Below are 18,072 nucleotides of genomic sequence, written 5' to 3' on the forward strand. Positions count from 1 at the left end.
CCGCGACGACGGATCCACCTGGTCGCCACCTCAGACAGTTAACCCCGTGAGATCTCCGAAGGGGGAGGTCGGATCGTGACGACCGCCAGCTCCAAGGTTGCCATCAAGCCGCTTGAGGACCGCATTGTGGTCCAGCCGCTCGACGCCGAGCAGACCACGGCCTCCGGCCTGGTCATTCCGGACACCGCGAAGGAGAAGCCCCAGGAGGGCGCCGTCCTCGCCGTGGGCCCGGGCCGCTTCGAGAACGGCGAGCGTCTTCCGCTCGACGTGAAGGTCGGCGACGTCGTGCTCTACAGCAAGTACGGCGGCACCGAGGTCAAGTACAACGGTGACGAGTACCTCGTGCTCTCGGCTCGCGACGTGCTCGCGATCATCGAGAAGTAAGCCACCAAGGCTCCTGTAAGCACCTAAGCACCTGTAAAGATGCTTCGAACTGCGCCCCTGACCCCCCTGGTTTCTCCGTGGGCGTCCAGGGGCGCAGTTTTTTCAACGATTTCCGAGAGGGCTGAACCGCTCCCATGGCGAAGATCCTGAAGTTCGACGAGGACGCCCGTCGCGCCCTTGAGCGCGGCGTCAACAAGCTGGCCGACACGGTGAAGGTGACGATCGGCCCCAAGGGCCGCAACGTCGTCATCGACAAGAAGTTCGGCGCCCCCACCATCACCAACGACGGTGTCACGATCGCCCGCGAGGTCGAGATCGAGGACCCGTACGAGAACCTCGGCGCCCAGCTCGTGAAGGAGGTGGCGACCAAGACCAACGACATCGCGGGTGACGGCACCACCACCGCCACCGTGCTCGCCCAGGCCCTGGTCCGCGAGGGTCTGCGCAACGTCGCCGCCGGTGCCTCCCCGGCCGCCCTGAAGAAGGGCATCGACGCCGCCGTCAAGGCCGTCTCCGAGGAGCTGCTCGCCACCGCGCGCCCGATCGACGACAAGTCGGACATCGCCGCCGTCGCCGCCCTCTCGGCGCAGGACCAGCAGGTCGGCGAGCTCATCGCCGAGGCCATGGACAAGGTCGGCAAGGACGGTGTCATCACCGTCGAGGAGTCCAACACCTTCGGTCTGGAGCTCGACTTCACCGAGGGCATGGCCTTCGACAAGGGCTACCTCTCGCCGTACATGGTCACCGACCAGGAGCGTATGGAGGCCGTCCTCGACGACCCGTACATCCTGATCAACCAGGGCAAGATCTCCTCCATCCAGGACCTGCTGCCGCTCCTGGAGAAGGTCATCCAGGCCGGTGCCTCCAAGCCGCTCCTGATCATCGCCGAGGACGTCGAGGGCGAGGCGCTCTCCACCCTCGTCGTCAACAAGATCCGTGGCACCTTCAACGCCGTCGCCGTCAAGGCGCCCGGCTTCGGTGACCGCCGCAAGGCGATGCTCCAGGACATGGCCACCCTCACCGGTGCCACCGTCATCTCCGAGGAGGTCGGCCTCAAGCTCGACCAGGCCGGTCTTGACGTGCTGGGCACCGCCCGCCGCGTGACCGTCTCCAAGGACGACACCACCATCGTGGAAGGCGCCGGCTCCTCCGCCGACGTCCTCGGCCGGGTCAACCAGATCAAGGCCGAGATCGACGCCACGGACTCCGACTGGGACCGCGAGAAGCTCCAGGAGCGCCTCGCGAAGCTGGCCGGCGGCGTGTGCGTGATCAAGGTCGGCGCCGCCACCGAGGTGGAGCTGAAGGAGAAGAAGCACCGTCTGGAGGACGCCATCTCCGCGACCCGCGCCGCGGTCGAGGAGGGCATCGTCTCCGGTGGTGGCTCCGCGCTCGTCCACGCCGTCAAGGTCCTCGAGGGCAACCTCGACAAGACCGGCGACGAGGCCACCGGTGTCGCGGTCGTCCGCCGCGCCGCCGTCGAGCCGCTGCGCTGGATCGCCGAGAACGCCGGTCTCGAGGGCTACGTCATCACCTCGAAGGTCGCCGAGCTCGAGAAGGGCCAGGGCTTCAACGCCGCCACCGGCGAGTACGGCGACCTGGTGAAGGCCGGCGTCATCGACCCGGTCAAGGTCACCCGCTCCGCCCTGGAGAACGCCGCCTCCATCGCCTCCCTGCTCCTCACCACCGAGACCCTCGTGGTGGAGAAGAAGGAAGAGGAGCCGGCCGACGCGGGTCACGGCCACGGTCACGGCCACTCCCACTGAAACGGCTGACCGGCTGAACAGCTGGAACGGCTGAAGCATCTGACGCCCGCCACTGAAGGCGGGCGTCACGAGGCCCGGTGCTCCCGTCGCGGGAGCACCGGGCCTCGGTGCGTGTCCGGGCAGGTCCGCGCCCGGCGGGGCTCACGCCTCCACGGCGCCGAGCCGGGCCATCAGACCGAGCGCGTCGTAGTGCCACCAGCCCTCGACGATCTTGCCGTCGTCGCGGAAGCGGTGGATCACCGTCCCGGTCATGGCCGCGTCCATGCCGGTCGGCTGGATCCCCATGAAGTCGCCGACGTGCTCGCCCCGCCAGCTCCACCGGGTGCAGACCCGGTCGCCGTCGGCGAGCTGGTCCTCGACCGTGAAGGCGAAGTCGAAGCCGCCGCGCCACATCTCGACCTCGCGGCGCACCGCGTCCATCCCGATCACGTCCTGCTCGTTGCCCGGATCGTGGTCGTGGTAGTTCTCGGCGAGCACCTCGTCGAGCAGCGCCAGCTCGGGCTCGGTCGCGATCATGTCGAGCAGCCGCCGCGCGTTGGCCTTGTACAGCGCCTCGTCGCGCACCACGTCGAGATCGGTGAAGGTCGGCATCTCGTCGCAGAGCGCCACCAGCTCGCGGAAGATCCGGTCGGTCTCCGGCAGCTGCGAGTTGCGCATGGCCACGTCGTACGAGGGGAACTCGACGATCTCCACGATGTGCGAGCCGTCCGAGCGGTCCTTGCCGACGATGCTGTGGGTGGCGGTGCGTCTGCCCTCGGTCTGCTCGACCCACCGGTCCATCAGCCGGTTCAGTTCCTCGATCCGGCTGGTCCTGCAGTCGATGATCTGCACGAAACTCATGACGCCTCCCGGAGACGTCCGGGACGGGCCCGGTGGGAGCTGCCGACCCTCTCAGTCTAGGGCGTGTGACCCCGTCTAGGCCGAGCGGTGCAGGTCGGCGGCGTGGACCGGGTACGCGAAGGGCTCGCCGGCCGCGTAGCGCGCGACCTCCGCGAGCGCCTGGTCGGCCATCCGGTGCAGCTCGTTGCCGAGCGAACCGGCCACGTGCGGGGTGAGCAGCACATTGGGCAGCGTCCAGAGCGGGGAGCCGGGGTCCGGCAGCTCGGGGTCGGTGACGTCGAGGACCGCGTGGAGGCGGCCGCTGACCAGGTGGGGGAGGAGCGCGGCCTCGTCGACCAGGGAGCCGCGCGCGGTGTTGACCAGGGTCGCGCCGTCCGGCATGGCGGCGAGCTGCCGGGCGCCGATCATCCGGTGGGTGGCGGGCAGCTGCGGCGCGTGCACCGACACCACGCTGGCCCGGGCGCACAGCTCGTCGAGCCCGACCCGCTCGACGCCCGGCGGCAGTTCGGCCGCCGAGACGTACGGGTCGTGCAGCAGCACCTCCAGGTCGAAGGGGCGCAGCAGGTCGAGCACCCGACGGCCGATCCGGGAGGCGCCGACGATGCCGACCGTCCTGCGGTAGTTGCCCCAGTCGGCGGACTCGGCGAGCCAGGGCTGCTCGGCGCGGAGCCGGGCGTACTCCTGGGCGGAGCGCAGCACCCGCTTCCCGGCGAACAGGATCGCGGCGAGGGTGTACTCGGCGACCGGCAGCGCGTTCGCGGCGGCGGCCGAGGTGACCTGGATGCCGCGTTCCCAGCAGGCGTCGGTGATGTGGTGCTTGACCGAGCCCGCCGCGTGCACGACGGCCTTGAGGCGGGGTGCGCGGTCGAGGACGTCGGCGGTGAGCGGGGGCGCGCCCCAGCAGGTGAGCAGCAGTTCGGCCGCGGCGAGCGCGCTGTCGGTGGGCGCGGGGCCGGGGTGTCCCGCGGGGGCGGCCGGGAAGGTGTGGGCGACGAAGGCCGGGTCGGTGCGGGTGAGCGCGGCGAGCCGGGTCCGCTGCGCGGTGGTGAACAGCCGGTCGGCGACGCCGGGGCCCATGGCGAGCAGCAGCCGGGGGCGGTTGTCAGTGGCGGGGTTCATGCTGGATCTGTGCTCCTCACGGGGTCGGGCGGGGCCGGTGTCACTTGACGCTGCCCGCGGTCAGGCCGGCCTTCCAGTGGCGTTGGAGCGAGACGAAGGCGACGACGAGGGGGACGACGGCGAGCAGCGATCCGGTGACGACGAGGGGGTAGTAGCCGGGTTCGGCGTGGGCGTTGCTGTTCCACGCGTAGAGGCCGAGGCTCAGCGGGTAGAGCCGCTGGTCGGAGAGCATCACCAGGGGGAGGAAGAAGTTGTTCCAGATGGCGGTGAACTGGAAGAGGAAGACGGTCACGAAGCCGGGCATCACCATGCGCAGGCCGATCGACCAGAAGGTGCGCAGCTCGCCCGCCCCGTCGATACGGGCGGCCTCCAGGGCCTCGTCGGGGATGTAGCCGGTGCTGAACACCCGGGCGAGATAGACGCCGAAGGGGTTGACCAGGACCGGGATCAGCACCGCCCAGACGGTGTTGACCAGGCCGGTCTCGCTGGCGAGCAGATAGAGCGGCAGGGCGAGCGCGGTGGTCGGCACGAGCACGCCGATCAGCACCACGCCGAACAGTTTCTCCTTGCCCCGGAAGGCGTACTTGTCGAAGGCGTAGCCCGCGGCGACGCTGATCAGCGCGCAGGCGAGGGCGCCGACGCCCGCGTACAGGAGGCTGTTGAGGTACCAGCGGAAGTAGACGCCGTCGTCCTGGGCGGCGAGCCGGGAGAGGTTGCCGCCGAGGTCGAAGCCCTCGAAGGAGAGGGCGTTCCCGGCGAGCAGGCCACCGGCGTCCTTGGTGGCGGCGGTGAGCAGCCACAGGAGGGGGAAGAGCATGTAGGCGGAGGCGACGACGAGGACGCCGTTGACGGCGGTACGGGACAGCCAGACGCTCCGGGGGCGGCGGCGGGGGTCTCGGCGGGTGGTCAGGGTGGTCATGCCGTGCGCTCCTTCCGGGCGGTGGCCCGGCGGGTGCCGGTGAGCCGGGTGACGCCGAAGGACAGCAGCGCGGCGGTCAGCGCGAGCAGCACGGAAGCGGCGGCGGCCAGGCCGTAGTCGTTGCGGTCGAAGGCGGCGCTGTACGCGTAGAGGTTGGGCGTCCAGCTGGAGGTGACGGCGGATCCGGTGCCCTTGTTGAGGATCAGCGGCTCGGTGAACAGTTGCAGCGAGCCGATCAGGGTGAACAGCGCCACCATCGCCAAGGAGGGCCTGATCAGCGGGAGTTTGACGGCGAAGGCGATCCGCCAGGCCCCGGCGCCGTCCACGGTGGCGGCCTCCAGGACGGAGCGGTCCACGGCCTGCAGGGCCGCGTAGAAGATCACCATGTTGTAGCCGAGCCATTCCCACAGGGCGATGTTGACGACGGAGGGCAGCGCGCCCCCGGGGGAGAAGAAGTCGAAGCCGATGCCGCCGGCCTCCATGGCCTTGACGACCGGGCTGAGTTGCGGGGTGTAGAGGTAGACCCAGATCAGCGCGGCGATGATGCCGGGCACGGCGTGCGGCAGGAACAGCGCGAGCTGGAAGAGGCGGCGGGCGCGGGCGAGCGCCGAGTCGAGCAGCAGGGCGAGGCCGAGGGCTCCGGCGAGCAGCAGCGGCAGGTAGAGCAGGCAGTAGCCGAGGAGCACGCCGAAGCCTTCGCGGAAGGCCCGGTCACCCAGCGCCGCGGTGTAGTTGTCGAGTCCGGAGAACACGGTCTCGGTGCCGCCGAAGCCGAGTTCCGACTGTTTCTCGGTGAAGAGGCTGAGCCAGACCGCGTAGCCGATCGGCAGCACCGTCACGACGGTGAACAGCAGCAGGAACGGGGTCAGCAGCAGGGCCGCGGCGCGGGTGCGGGCGGTCACCGGGTCAGCCCTCGACCTTCAGTCCGCGCTTGGTGAGTTCGGCGACGGTGGCGTCGTGCCCGGCCTTGACGGCGTCGGTGAGGGTCGGGCCGCCGGGGGTGAGCTTGCCGAACTGGTCCTTGATGGTGGTGTTGGTGGTGCCGGTGGTCGGCCCCCAGGCCCAGTTGCCGCCGATGGAGGCGCCGGCCTGCTCGAAGAGGGCGTAGATGTCCTGGCCGCCGTAGTAGCGCGCGTCGAAGACGGACTTGGCGACCGGGCGGAGCGCGGCGGCGGCCGGGAAGGCGCTGGAGGTGCCGGAGGCGATCCGGGCCTTCACCCCGGCCTCGGTGGTGGACATCCACTCGGCGAACTCGACGGCGGCGGCCTTCTTCGCGCTGCCCTTGGTGACGGCGAAGGAGGTGCCGCCGAGCATGCCGCTGGCCGGGGTGCCCCAGTGCGGCATGGGGGCGACGGCCCACTTGCCGCTCTGCTCGGGCAGGGTGCCCTTGAGGACTCCGGCGCCCCAGGAGGCGCCGAGGTAGCCGAGGGTGGTGCCGTTCTTGAGGGAGCCGGTCCACTCGGGGCTGAACGAGGCGTTCTTGTGGACGAGATCGGCGTCGAGCAGGCCCTGCCAGTAGGCGGCGACCTTGGTGGTGGCGGGGTCGGTGGTGTCGATCTTCCAGGTGTCGTGCTCGGCCTTGAACCACTGGGCCCCGGCCTGCCAGGCCATCGCCTCGAAGGTGGTGGGGTCGTCGGGGAAGAAGGTGGCGATCCTGGCCTTGGCGTCGGCCCGCTTCACCTGGGCGGCCGCCGCCTTGAACTCGTCCCAGGTCTTCGGCACGGTGACGTGGTACTTCGCGAACAGGTCCTTGCGGTAGTAGAACGCCTGCGGCGAGGCGTCGAAGGGGACCGCCCAGTTCTTGCCGCCGAGGGTGGTGAGTTCGACGGCCTGCGGCAGGAGTCCGGCCCGGTCGTCGGCGGTGAACTGGTCGCCGATGTCCTGCAGGGCGCCCGAGGAGACGAACTCGGGGAGCGAGGAGTACTCGATGGAGACCAGGTCGGGGGCGTTCCCGGCCTTCACCGCGTTGGAGATCTTGGCGTAGCCGCCGGCGGTGCCGGAGGGTATCTCCTCGAACGTCACTTTGATGTCGGTGTGGGAGGCGTTGAAGGCGTCGACCACGTCCTTGGAGCCCTTGGCCCAGCCCCAGAAGGTGAGGGTGACGGGGCCCTTGGCGTCGCCCGCCGCGCCGTCGGCGCCGCCACCGCCGCAGGCGGTGAGGACGGCCAGGGCGGCGGCGACTCCGGTGAGGGCACGGGTGGTTCGGGCGCGACTGCTGATCCGACTGAGGCTCACGGCACGGCTCCTGATACGGCGGCCCGGTAGGCACGTGGACGGGGTTGGCCGTGATCCTGTGACCGTTCCTGAACGAAGTCAAGAGCGAAAGATTGATTGATCGAAACTCGATCAGTCGGTGGAGGTGCGGGAAGCGGCCCGCGCCGCCCCGCAGGACGCCCGCACCCGCAGCCGCGGCAGCAGGCTCAGATGCCGTCGTACGGGCTCCTCCCCGGCGTCCTGCGCTGCCTCCGCGCCGCCGCCGAGCCGCTCCACCAGGAGCCGGGCGGCATGGCTGCCCACCTGCCGCTTGGGCGGGGCGACCGCCGTGAGCGGGGTGTCCGCGAGGGCGGCGACCTCGTCGTCGTACGCGATCAGGGCCAGGTCGTCGGGGACCCGTACGCCGAGCTCGGCGAGCCGCTGCACGATCTGGATCGCGTCCACGTCGTTGTGCACCAGGGCCGCGCTCACCCGCCCCTCCGTGACCGCCTCGTGCAGCGTCCGCACCGCCCGCTCGAAGCCCGCCGGATCGCTCTCGGCCGGTACGGACTCGACGACCGCGCCCGGCGCCGTGCGCCCCAGGGTGCCGAGCGCCTCCGCGTACCCGGCGCGCACCGCGAGCGCCGTCGGGCTGTCGCCGCGGGCCACCAGGAGCGGCGTCGGATGACCGAGGTCCAGCAGGTGGCGCAGCGCGAGCAGGACGCCGTGGGAGTGGTCGGAGGAGACCCGGTCGAGCCCGTCGAGCGGGCTGCCCGGATCCGCCCGGCGCTCCAGGAGCACGGCCGGCACCGGGAGCTCGGCCAGCCAGTCGCCGTACGCGCGCCGGTCGTCCGGGCTCCGCCAGCCGGGCGCGACCAGGACGCCCTGCGCGCCCGCCGCGAGCAGCCCCTCGGTGCGCGCCCGGTCCTCCTCGGGCCGGTAGTCGGAGATCCGCAGGATCAGCCGGGCCCCGGCCCGCGCGGCGGCCTCGTGGGCGCCCCGGATCACCTCGGCGAAGTAGTACCCGGCGGAGGGCGCGAGCAGACCGAGCACCAGGCCGCCGGGTGCGGTGCCTTCAGGGGCGCCGGTTCCGGTGCCGGTTCCGGTGCCGGTGCCCGGGCCTTCGGCGGCACCGGTGCGGGGCCAGGAGACCTGCCCGTGCACCCGGTCGAGCAGGCCCCGCGCGGCCAGCGCCTCGGCGTCCCTGCGGGCGGTGACGGCGGAGACCCCGAGCAGGCCCGCCAGGTCGAAGACCCGTACGGTGCCGCGCTCGCGCACCAGGGCGAGCAGTCGGGCGTGACGTTCGGCGGCACTCTCGCGCACGGTGCGGCTCCCCTGGTGGATCGGTCCTGCGGTAGCGGTTCCCCGACTCTAGGACACCGCACGGTGAAATGATCGAACGGCGGGAGTTTCGATCATTCGCTCCATCCGCTCTTGACGATCGATTGAAGCGTGTCCAGGATTCCGGCGACGGCCCGGCCCCACGGATCCCAGGGAGCATCATGCCGACCCCGCCCGAGAGCCGCCCGCCCGAGAGCCGCCCGCCCGAGAGCCGCCCGCCCGAGAGCCGCCCGCCCGAGAGCCGCCCGCCCCAGGACCGCCCGCCCCAGGACCGCCTGCCTGAGGACCGGGCGCTCAGCCCGTACACCGGCTGGACCCGGGACCACTGGGTGGCCGCCGCCGACCGGCTGCTGCGCGCGGTCCGTCCGTACGCCTCGCCCGGCGGCGCGCTCATCGGCCTGCCCGGGCCCCGCCCCAGCTGGTCCGGCGCCCGCTCCGACGGCCTTGAGGGCTTCGCCCGCACCTTCCTGCTCGCCGCGCTGCTCGCGCAGGACCCGGCCGGGACCCACGACCACCACCTCGACCGGTACGCGGCCGGACTCGCCGCCGGGACCGCGACCGGGGCCACGTTCGGCGGTCCCGGCGACCCCGGCGGCCCGGACGCCTGGCCGTCGACGACCGGCACCCGGCAGGCCGTCGTCGAGTCCGCGTCGATCGCGCTCGCCCTGCGCCTCACCCGGCACCGGCTCTGGGACCGGCTCGACGACGGCGTCCGGCAGCGGGTCGCCGACTGGCTGCTGCCCGCGCTCGGGCCCTCCCCGGTCGACAACAACTGGTGGCTCTTCGGCCTCACCGTCGCGGGCTTCCTCCAGGACGCCGGGATCGAGACCGACCGGGCCGCCGCCACCGTCGACCGCGCCCTGGCACGGATCGAGGACTGGTACCTCGGCGACGGCTGGTACAGCGACGGCGACAACCGCGCCTTCGACCACTACAACCCCTGGGCCCTGCACTTCTACCCGGTGCTGCACGCCCACCTGGCGGGCGACCGGGCCCTCCTGGACCGCTACGGCCCCCGGCTGCGCGCCCAGCTCGACGCCCACACGCTGCTCTTCGACACCAACGGGGCGCCGCTCCCGTACGGGCGGTCCCTGATCTACCGGTTCGCCGCGGCCGCCGCGCCCTGGCTCGGCGCGCTCACCGGCCACACCCCGCTCGGCCCCGGCGCCACCCGGCGGCTCGCCTCCGGCGCGCTGCGCCACTTCCTCGACCGGGGCGCCACCGACGAACGCGGACTGCTCACGCTCGGCTGGTACGGCCCCCACCCGCCGCTGGTCCAGCACTACTCGGGCCCCGGCTCCCCCTACTGGGCGGCCAAGGGGTTCCTCGGGCTGCTGCTGCCCGCCGACCACCCGGTGTGGACCGCCACCGAGGAGCCGCTGCCCGCCGAACGCGCCGACACCGTACGGGCCTTCGGCCGCACCGGACTGCTCGTCCAGACCACCGCCGCCGACGGCCTGGTCCGGCTGCACAACCACGGCAGCAACCACGTCCGGCCCGCCGAACTCCCGGACCGGTCCGCCGACGACCCCGGCTACGCGCGCTTCGCCTACTCCACCCGTACGGGACCCACCGCCGACCCCGACCCGGCGGACAACCACTTCGCCCTGCTCACCCCGGAAAGCGCGGCCCCTGAAGGCAGCGGTCCCGACGGCACCGGCCCCGACGGCACCGCCACCCGCCGGGGGCCCGCCGAACCGCTCGGGCAGGGACCCGGCTGGGCCGCCTCGGCGCACCGGCCGCTGCCCGGCGTGCGGGTGGTCTCGGCCACCCTCGCGCACGGCCGCGCCGAGGTCCGCGCCCATCTCGTCCTGGGCGCCCCGGCCGGGCTCACGGTCCGCCAGACCGGCTGGACGGCGGGCGCCGGAGGGCCCGTCTCCCAGCTGCTCCCCGGCCACGGGTACGGCCCCGGGTGCGCCGGACTCCGCACCGGCGCCACCCTCCAGGGCCCGGGCCCGACCGGTACGCCCGCCGTGCACGGCACCACGACCGGCGCCCCTGCCGACCTCTTCGTCGCCCTCGCGTCCCTGACCGCCGACCCCGGGGCCGACCCCGGGGCCGAAGACCTGGCCGCGCTCGCCGACGTCCGGGTCACCGCCCCCACCGCCCTCCGGGTGACCTGGCCGGACGGCACCGCGACCGCGCTCGACCTGCTGGAGCTGAGCGGCCTGGCCGGTCCCGGGGAACTCCGCTACTGAGGGCCGTACTTGCGGCCGGCCCGCGAGGACACCCCGCCGAGCAGCCCGCGCGGGGCCAGCTTCACGACCCCCATCAGCGCCTTGTAGCGCGGGTCGGGGATCGACAGCGTGCGGCCGCGGGCCAGGTCGGTCAGCGCCTCGGCGACCAGCTTGTCGGCGTCCAGCCACATCCAGCCGGGGATGTTGTCGGTGCCCATCCCGGCCCGCTCGTGGAACTCCGTGCGTACGAACCCGGGACACAGCGCCATCAGCCGCACCCCGCTCCCGGCCAGGTCACGGGCCGCGCCCTGGGTGAACTGCACCACCCAGGACTTCGAGGCGCCATAGGTGCCACGCGGCACGAACGCGGCCACCGAGGCGACGTTCACGACCCCGCCGCGCCCGCGCGTCCGCATCGCGTCGGCCGCCGCCGAGGTCAGCCGCAGCACCGCCTCGCAGTGCACCTTCAGCATGGTCAGCTCGTCGGCCATGGACACTTCGAGGAAGCGGCCCTTGTTGCCGAACCCGGCGTTGTTCACCAGGAGATCGACCGGCCGCTTGGCGTCCGAGAGGCGCGCCTCGACCGCCGTGATGCCGTCCTCGGTGGACAGGTCGGCCGGCAGCACCTCGGCCTCGATCCCGTGCCGGTCGTGCAGTTCGGTGGCCTGCTCGCGCAGCCGCTTCGCGTCGCGGGCCACGAGCACCACGTCATGGCCGTCCGCGGCGAGCCGCCGCGCGAAGGCGGCGCCGATGCCGGCGGTGGCCCCCGTAATGAGTGCAGTCGTCATACGCGGCACGTTAACCCGCGCCGGGTGAACGGCGTGTGTGCGAAAAGGTGAGGGAAGGGCCCCGGGCGGGACCCCGTCCCCGGGGGGCCTACTCCCCGTACTTCTCGGTGTACGTCCGGGCCAGCTGCAGCAGCCCCGACTCCATCCACTCGGCCGCCGCGAGGGTCTCCGGGAGCCGTGAGCGGTCGGCGGTCGCCGCGTGGTGCAGCGAGGCCACCGTGACCTGGTGGGCAGGGCGGTGCACGATCTCCACCGGGTCACCGGCCCGCACCTCGCCCGGGACGATCACCCGGAGCAGCGCGCCGGGTCCGGCCGCCGAGGCGTTGAACCGGCGCACCCAGCCCGGCTCCTCGACGAACCCGGCGAAGGTCCGGCAGGGGATCCGGCCGCCGGTGACCTCCAGGACCAGTTCCTCGCCGATCCGCCACCGCTCGCCGATCAGCGCGCCGTTGACGTCGAGGCCGGAGGTGGTGAGGTTCTCGCCGAACGAGCCGGGCACCAGCGCGCGGCCGAGCTCCCGCTCCCAGCTGTCGAGGTCCTCGCGGGCGAAGGCGTACGCGGCGCGGTCGGCGCCGCCGTGGAAGCGCAGGTCGCAGACGGCGTCCCCGGCGACCCCGCTGGCCCCGTCGGGTCCGGGGGCGGCGATCCGTACGGGGCCGCCGACCGGGCGCTTGTCGATGCCGGTCAGGCCCCCGGGCGCGTTGGTGTAGTCGACGGCGGTGGCCCGGCCCACGTTCACGCTGAGTAGTTCCATGGGGGCAACCCTATGAGAGGGAGCCGGGTATGGGGCAGGGTCCCGCCCGTACTCAAAGCTGACCTGCGACATTCGCCGCGATGTCCAAGACTCGCTTATGCTGAGGGGATGATCGAGGCCCGCCACCTCCGCGTCCTGCGCGCCGTCGCCGCGACCGGCTCGTTCTCCGCCGCCGCCCGCGAACTCGGCTGCACCCAGCCCGCGGTGAGCCAGCAGATGAAAGCGCTCGAAGCGTCCGCCGGAACCCCGCTGCTCATCCGTACCGGGCGCGAGATGCGGCTCACCCAGGCCGGTGAGGCCCTGGTCCGGCACGCGTCCGGGATCCTCGCCGGGCTGACCGCCGCCGAGGAGGAGGTCGCCGCGATCGCGGGCCTGCGGGCCGGCCGGGTCCGCCTGGTGTCCTTCCCCAGCGGCAGCTCCGCCCTGGTCCCCACCGCCCTCGCCGCGCTGCGCGCCGCGCACCCCGGCACCCGGGTCTCGCTGGTCGAGGCCGAACCGCCGCGCTCGGTCGAGATGCTGCGCGAGGGCGACTGCGACATCGCGCTCGCCTTCCGCTACGGCGACCGCAACGGCGGCGAAGGGGCGGGCGCGGACGCCTGGGACGACCTGGTGGTCCGCCCGCTGCTCGCCGACCGGCTCGTCGGCCTGGTCCCGGAGGGCCACCGGCTGGCCGGGGCGGGCTCGGTGGCCATCGGCGAACTCGCCGAGGACCCCTGGATCGCGGGCTGCCCGCGCTGCCGCCGCCAACTGGTCGACGTCTGCGAGACCGCGGGCTTCACCCCGCGCATCGACTTCGCCACCGACGACTACCCGGCCGTGGTGGGCCTGGTCGGCGCCGGACTCGGGGTGGCCGTGCTGCCGGAGCTGGCGATCGCGTCGGTCCGCCCGCGCGGCGCCGTCGCGGTGACCGTGGAGCCCGCCGTGGAGCGGGAGATCGTCGCCCTGACCCTGCCCGACCTCGCCCAGGTCCCGGCGGTCGCCGCCACCCTCGACGAACTCACCCGCGCGGCCGGCCGCACCGGGCGTCCGGTCCAGCCCGCGCTCTGACCCGCCGCGCCGCGCCGCTCCCGGGCCGCGCCCGGCACCGGCCGCGCCCCGCCCGGCCCGCACCTGTTCGGCGGGACACGCGGGCAGGGCCGGACGAGTGAGCGCGGAGCGCGTCCGTACGAGTGGTCCCGGCCCCCGCCGTACGGGTGGCGGCCCCCACCGCACCGGCCGAGCGCCCTCACCCGGGCGCGCGCACGCCCCCCGGCCGTCGGGGTGAGCCGACGGGGGCCGGTGGGGTGACGGGCCCCCGGCCGTCCGGGGGACGGGGTCGGGCCGTCCGGGTGAGCCGGGGTGCGGCCGTACGGGTCGGGGCCGGGGCGGGACCCGGCCGTCACTGGGCCGTACGGGCGACGGGTCACCGGCCCGGCCGCCGTTCCGGCGCCGCCGTCCGGGCCGCCGTTCCGGCCGCCGTCGGAGCCGCCTTCGGCTCCGTCGTGGGAGCCGCGTGCCGCGCGCCCCCGGGCCGCGCGCGGTGCGGGCGTCCTGGTGTGCCGCCGGGCTGGTCCGCTCGGCTGTCAGCGGTTGTCCGACTCCTATCGAAGAAACGTTCCTTCAGGCGTGTGTCACGCCGGCCGAACGCGCCACCGAGGCACGTGCCGTCGCGGCGGAGGCGGCCGTCGCGGCCGCGGTCGTGACCAGGCGGTTGCGCGCCCGGCCCATGAGTTCCTCGCGTTCGTCCTCGGTGAGGCCGCCCCAGACGCCGTAAGGCTCCCGCACGGCGAGCGCGTGGGCCGCGCACTCCGCGCGGACCGGGCACCGCATGCAGACCTCTTTCGCCGAGTTCTCGCGCGCACTCCGTGCCGCGCCGCGCTCTCCCTCGGGGTGGAAGAACAGGGAGCTGTCGACTCCGCGGCACGCCGCGAGGAGCTGCCAGTCCCACAGATCGGCGTTGGGTCCGGGAAGGCGGGAGAAATCTGCCATTGCGCTAGTCCCCTTGAAACCGTGTCGAACGGATTGGTGGGCGGGTTGCTGGCTGATCGAACGGGGGTCCTTGGCCGCCCGTAGCTCTCGGGTACCCGCTCTCGCGGGTTCGATCCGACCGTACAACTACTGTCTAAGTAGATGTAAATATGACTCATTGCGAATCTAGCCACAGACACCGCAAAAAGGGAAGAAAACCCGCTAAATGGGGCATAGCTTCGGGTGAAGGACGGATGACCTGCGACGCTCTCCTCCGCACACGGTCCCTCACGTAGAGTGCCGAAGGCGGCCGTCCGACCCGTAACTCTTTCGAGTGACCATCGTTGAGAGTGCGGAGGCGGTTGAAGGAAAAAGCGCTCGGGCAGGTGTCCGAGGGCGTCAATCGCACAGGTGACGATACGTACCAGCCCTGGAGGCTCAAGGTGACGCGCTTCAGCTGCGAGAGTCGCGGAGGTCAGTCATGACATCCGTTCTCGTCTGCGACGACTCCCCGCTTGCCCGAGAGGCTCTTCGCCGCGCGGTCGCGACCGTGCCCGGCGTCGAGCGCGTGACCACCGCGGCCAACGGCGAGGAAGTCCTCCGCCGCTGGGGCGCGGACCGCTCGGACCTGATTCTGATGGACGTACGCATGCCCGGTCTGGGCGGTGTGGAGACCGTCCGCCGACTGCTGTCCGCCGACCCCGGCGCCCGCATCATCATGCTGACCGTCGCCGAGGACCTGGACGGTGTCGCGCTCGCGGTCGCCGCCGGTGCCCGTGGCTATCTGCACAAGGACGCCTCGCGCGCCGAACTGCGGGCCACCGTCACCCAGGCGCTCGCCGACCCGACCTGGCGGCTCGCCCCGCGCCGGCTGCGGTCGGCCGAGATGGGCGCGGCGCCGACCCTCACCGCCCGTGAGATCCAGGTGCTCGAAGGCATGAGCCACGGCCGGTCCAACGCGGAGATCGGGCGTGAGCTCTTCCTCTCCGAGGACACGGTCAAGACCCACGCCCGGCGGCTCTTCAAGAAGCTGGGCGCCTCGGACCGAGCGCACGCCGTCGCGCTCGGCTTCCGCTGGGGCCTGGTCCGCTGACCCGGAGCCGTCGGGACCGGGCCGCCGAGCGCGGTGGCCCGCGGCCGGCGGCAGCCGTACGGAGGGCCGCCGGAAAGCGGTCGTCGGCCTGTGGCCGGAGGCCGTATCCCCGTCCCTGTCCCCGTCCGCCGAGGAGCGGACGGGGCGGGCTTGTGTCACTTCCCCGCGGAATGCCGCATCCTTGAAGGCGTGGAGTTCCTCGGGGACGAGACGGACCAGTCGGCGGACAACGAGCGGAAGGGGAGGGCGCAGGGGATGAGTGCCGGCGCACCTGCTCATAACGCTTCGGTGCACAACTACGGACGCGGTGCCGCGGGCGAGCAGCCGCCAAGGCACCATGGAGCGATGCGCGACGACGAGACCCCGGGGACCCCAGCGCCCACCGGGCAGGGGGAGATCGGTGCCCTGGTCCGTCGTGCCGTCGAGGGCGACGAGCAGGCCACCCATGACCTGCTCGCGCGGGTGCACCCGCTCGCGCTGCGCTATTGCCGCACCCGGCTGAACCGGCTGCCCGGTGATGCCCGTCACTTCGTGGAGGACCTGGCGCAGGAGGTCTGCGTCGCCGTCCTGATGGCGCTGCCGCGCTACAAGGACACCGGCAGGCCCTTCGAGGCGTTCGTCTTCGCGATCGCCGGACACAAGGTGGCCGACCTGCAGCGGGCCGCGATGCGGCACCCCGGTTCGACCGCCGTGCCCTCCGACGAGATGCCCGAGCGGCCGGACGACTCGCTCGGCCCGGAGGAGCGGGCGCTGCTCAGCGACGACGCCGAATGGGCCAAGAAGCTCCTCGCCAACCTTCCGGAGAACCAGCGCGAGCTGCTGGTGCTCCGGGTCGCCGTCGGGCTGACCGCCGAGGAGACCGGGCAGATGCTCGGCATGTCCCCGGGGGCCGTCCGGGTCGCCCAGCACCGGGCGCTCAGCCGACTGCGGGCACTGGCCGAGCAGTAGGGGTCGGACCGCGTGTCATGTCCGTCATGTACACGTGCGAAGCTCCAAAACCGCTCGCTGATCTTGCTCGTGGAATGAGACACCGCCGCGGCCCGTTAGCATGGACATCCGCACCGATCAAGGCCATTGGGGAAGGTGTCATGACGAACATCGACGGAGTGCCCGACAAATTCGCGACACTCGGGCTCACCTACGACGATGTGCTGCTGCTGCCCGGTTCGTCGGACATGGCTCCCGACCAGATCGACACCTCTTCGTACATCTCGAAGAACGTGCGGGTGAACATCCCGCTGCTGTCCGCCGCCATGGACAAGGTCACCGAGTCCCGGATGGCCATCGCCATGGCCCGCCAGGGCGGCGTGGGCGTGCTGCACCGCAATCTCTCCATCGCCGACCAGGCCAACCAGGTCGACCTGGTGAAGCGCTCCGAGTCCGGCATGGTCACCGACCCGATCACCGTGCACCCGGACGCCACCCTCGGCGAGGCCGACGCGATCTGCGCGAAGTTCCGCATCAGCGGCGTCCCGGTCACCGACCCGGCCGGCAAGCTCCTCGGCATCGTCACCAACCGCGACATGGCCTTCGAGTCGGACCGCAGCCGCCAGGTGCGCGAGGTCATGACCCCGATGCCGCTGGTCACCGGCAAGGTCGGCATCTCCGGCGTGGACGCCATGGAGCTGCTGCGCCGCCACAAGATCGAGAAGCTGCCGCTGGTCGACGACGCCGGTCTGCTCAAGGGCCTCATCACCGTCAAGGACTTCGTCAAGGCGGAGAAGTACCCGAACGCGGCGAAGGACGCCAACGGGCGGCTGATCGTCGGCGCGGCCGTCGGTGTCGCGGGCGACTCCTTCGAGCGCGCCCAGGCGCTGATCGAGGCGGGCGTCGACTTCATCGTCGTCGACACCGCGCACGGCCACTCCCGGCTGGTCGGCGACATGATCGCCAAGATCAAGTCCAACTCCTCGGTGGACGTCATCGGCGGCAACGTCGCCACCCGCGACGGCGCCCAGTCCCTGGTCGACGCCGGTGCGGACGGCATCAAGGTCGGCGTGGGCCCCGGCTCCATCTGCACCACCCGGGTGGTCGCCGGCATCGGCGTCCCGCAGGTCACCGCGATCTACGAGGCGTCGCTCGCCGCCAAGGCGGCCGGTGTCCCGGTGATCGGTGACGGCGGCCTGCAGTACTCCGGCGACATCGCCAAGGCGCTCGTCGCGGGCGCCGACACGGTGATGCTCGGCTCGCTGCTCGCGGGCTGCGAGGAGTCCCCGGGCGAGCTGCTGTTCATCAACGGCAAGCAGTTCAAGTCGTACCGCGGCATGGGCTCGCTGGGCGCCATGCAGACCCGCGGCGAGCGCAAGTCCTTCTCCAAGGACCGCTACTTCCAGGAGGGCGTCGCCTCCGACGACCAGCTGATCCCCGAGGGCATCGAGGGCCAGGTGCCGTACCGCGGCCCGCTCGCCTCGGTCGTGCACCAGCTCGTCGGCGGTCTGCGCCAGTCGATGTTCTACGTCGGCGGCCGCACCGTCCCGGAGCTCCAGGACAACGGGCGCTTCGTCCGGATCACCTCGGCGGGCCTCAAGGAGAGCCACCCGCACGACATCCAGATGACGGTCGAGGCGCCGAACTACAGCCGTAAGTAGCCGTGGGCGGCCGTCGTGACCGGCCGTAGGTGACAGAGCGCGACGCGGGGGGGGGGGGGGGGGGGGTGGGGGGCCCCCCCCCCCCCCCCCGCGGGGGGGGGGGGGGGGGGGGCGCGCCCCCGGGGGGGGGGCCCCCCCCCCCCACCAATAGTCTCAGGGGGGCGGC

General features: G+C 72.6%; 16 protein-coding genes. 7 read left to right on the forward strand and 9 right to left on the reverse strand.

Annotation, left to right across the window (positions count from 1 at the left end; genetic code table 11):
• The first annotated feature begins 75 nt into the window (after positions 1-75).
• On the forward strand, positions 76-384 hold the full coding sequence (gene groES / locus ACIPXM_RS02985) for a co-chaperone GroES (protein ID WP_004955293.1): 309 nt from the start codon (positions 76-78) through the stop codon (positions 382-384).
• A 134-nt stretch (positions 385-518) separates the two neighbouring features.
• The gene (gene groL, locus ACIPXM_RS02990) at positions 519-2,147 is read left to right on the forward strand and encodes a chaperonin GroEL (protein WP_401651252.1); all 1,629 of its coding nucleotides are present in this window, start codon (positions 519-521) and stop codon (positions 2,145-2,147) included.
• Positions 2,148-2,288: 141 nt separating this feature from the next.
• Here groL and ACIPXM_RS02995 read toward each other — a convergent pair whose 3' ends face one another.
• From ACIPXM_RS02995 to ACIPXM_RS03020, 6 genes are all read right to left on the reverse strand, one after another.
• Positions 2,289-2,987 carry an ester cyclase gene (locus tag ACIPXM_RS02995; protein WP_401651254.1) on the reverse strand — a complete coding sequence of 233 codons (699 nt, stop codon included), beginning with the start codon at positions 2,985-2,987 and terminating at the stop codon, positions 2,289-2,291.
• A gap of 75 nt (positions 2,988-3,062) precedes the next feature.
• On the reverse strand, positions 3,063-4,106 hold the full coding sequence (locus ACIPXM_RS03000; RefSeq protein WP_401651257.1) for a hydroxyacid dehydrogenase: 1,044 nt from the start codon (positions 4,104-4,106) through the stop codon (positions 3,063-3,065).
• 40 nt (positions 4,107-4,146) lie between these two features.
• On the reverse strand, positions 4,147-5,025 hold the full coding sequence (locus ACIPXM_RS03005) for a carbohydrate ABC transporter permease (protein WP_401651260.1): 879 nt from the start codon (positions 5,023-5,025) through the stop codon (positions 4,147-4,149).
• Entirely contained in the window at positions 5,022-5,927 is a 906-nt protein-coding gene (locus ACIPXM_RS03010) for a carbohydrate ABC transporter permease (protein ID WP_401651263.1), read from the reverse strand. The genes ACIPXM_RS03005 and ACIPXM_RS03010 overlap by 4 nt, the downstream gene beginning before the upstream one ends.
• A 4-nt stretch (positions 5,928-5,931) precedes the next feature.
• Positions 5,932-7,260 carry an ABC transporter substrate-binding protein gene (locus ACIPXM_RS03015; protein ID WP_401651266.1) on the reverse strand — a complete coding sequence of 443 codons (1,329 nt, stop codon included), beginning with the start codon at positions 7,258-7,260 and terminating at the stop codon, positions 5,932-5,934.
• 111 nt (positions 7,261-7,371) lie between these two features.
• Complete coding sequence (locus ACIPXM_RS03020; protein ID WP_401651269.1) at positions 7,372-8,541, reverse strand: substrate-binding domain-containing protein; 1,170 nt, start codon at positions 8,539-8,541, stop codon at positions 7,372-7,374.
• Positions 8,542-8,720: 179 nt separating this feature from the next.
• Between ACIPXM_RS03020 and ACIPXM_RS03025 the strand changes: the two genes are divergently transcribed.
• A complete protein-coding gene (locus tag ACIPXM_RS03025; protein ID WP_401651272.1) occupies positions 8,721-10,757 on the forward strand; it encodes a DUF2264 domain-containing protein in 2,037 nt (678 codons plus the stop codon).
• Here ACIPXM_RS03025 and ACIPXM_RS03030 read toward each other — a convergent pair.
• Both ACIPXM_RS03030 and ACIPXM_RS03035 read right to left on the reverse strand, forming a co-directional pair.
• Positions 10,751-11,524, reverse strand: a complete 774-nt coding sequence (locus tag ACIPXM_RS03030; protein ID WP_401651275.1) for an SDR family NAD(P)-dependent oxidoreductase — start codon at positions 11,522-11,524, stop codon at positions 10,751-10,753. The two genes, ACIPXM_RS03025 and ACIPXM_RS03030, sit on opposite strands and share 7 nt — an antisense overlap.
• 88 nt (positions 11,525-11,612) lie before the next feature.
• Positions 11,613-12,278, reverse strand: a complete 666-nt coding sequence (locus tag ACIPXM_RS03035; protein WP_401651277.1) for an MOSC domain-containing protein — start codon at positions 12,276-12,278, stop codon at positions 11,613-11,615.
• Between the two features lie 108 nt (positions 12,279-12,386).
• Between ACIPXM_RS03035 and ACIPXM_RS03040 the strand changes: the two genes are divergently transcribed.
• Positions 12,387-13,325 (forward strand): LysR family transcriptional regulator, encoded by a 939-nt coding sequence (locus ACIPXM_RS03040; protein WP_401651280.1) that lies wholly within the window; start codon positions 12,387-12,389, stop codon positions 13,323-13,325.
• A gap of 552 nt (positions 13,326-13,877) precedes the next feature.
• On the opposite strand, the gene ACIPXM_RS03045 is transcribed toward ACIPXM_RS03040, so the two are convergent.
• Positions 13,878-14,246: a WhiB family transcriptional regulator gene (locus ACIPXM_RS03045; RefSeq protein WP_401651283.1), complete on the reverse strand. Its 369-nt coding sequence runs from the start codon at positions 14,244-14,246 to the stop codon at positions 13,878-13,880.
• Between the two features lie 460 nt (positions 14,247-14,706).
• On the opposite strand from ACIPXM_RS03045, the gene ACIPXM_RS03050 reads away from it, so the two are divergent.
• From ACIPXM_RS03050 to guaB, 3 genes are all read left to right on the forward strand, one after another.
• A complete protein-coding gene (locus ACIPXM_RS03050) occupies positions 14,707-15,318 on the forward strand; it encodes a response regulator transcription factor (protein ID WP_003948568.1) in 612 nt (203 codons plus the stop codon).
• A 345-nt stretch (positions 15,319-15,663) separates the two neighbouring features.
• A complete protein-coding gene (locus tag ACIPXM_RS03055) occupies positions 15,664-16,266 on the forward strand; it encodes a sigma-70 family RNA polymerase sigma factor (RefSeq protein ID WP_401651286.1) in 603 nt (200 codons plus the stop codon).
• Between the two features lie 140 nt (positions 16,267-16,406).
• On the forward strand, positions 16,407-17,906 hold the full coding sequence (guaB, locus tag ACIPXM_RS03060; protein ID WP_401651289.1) for an IMP dehydrogenase: 1,500 nt from the start codon (positions 16,407-16,409) through the stop codon (positions 17,904-17,906).
• The last annotated feature ends 166 nt before the right edge of the window (positions 17,907-18,072 follow it).

Source organism: Streptomyces sp. NPDC090025 (assembly GCF_044748125.1).
Taxonomy (GTDB): domain Bacteria; phylum Actinomycetota; class Actinomycetes; order Streptomycetales; family Streptomycetaceae; genus Streptomyces.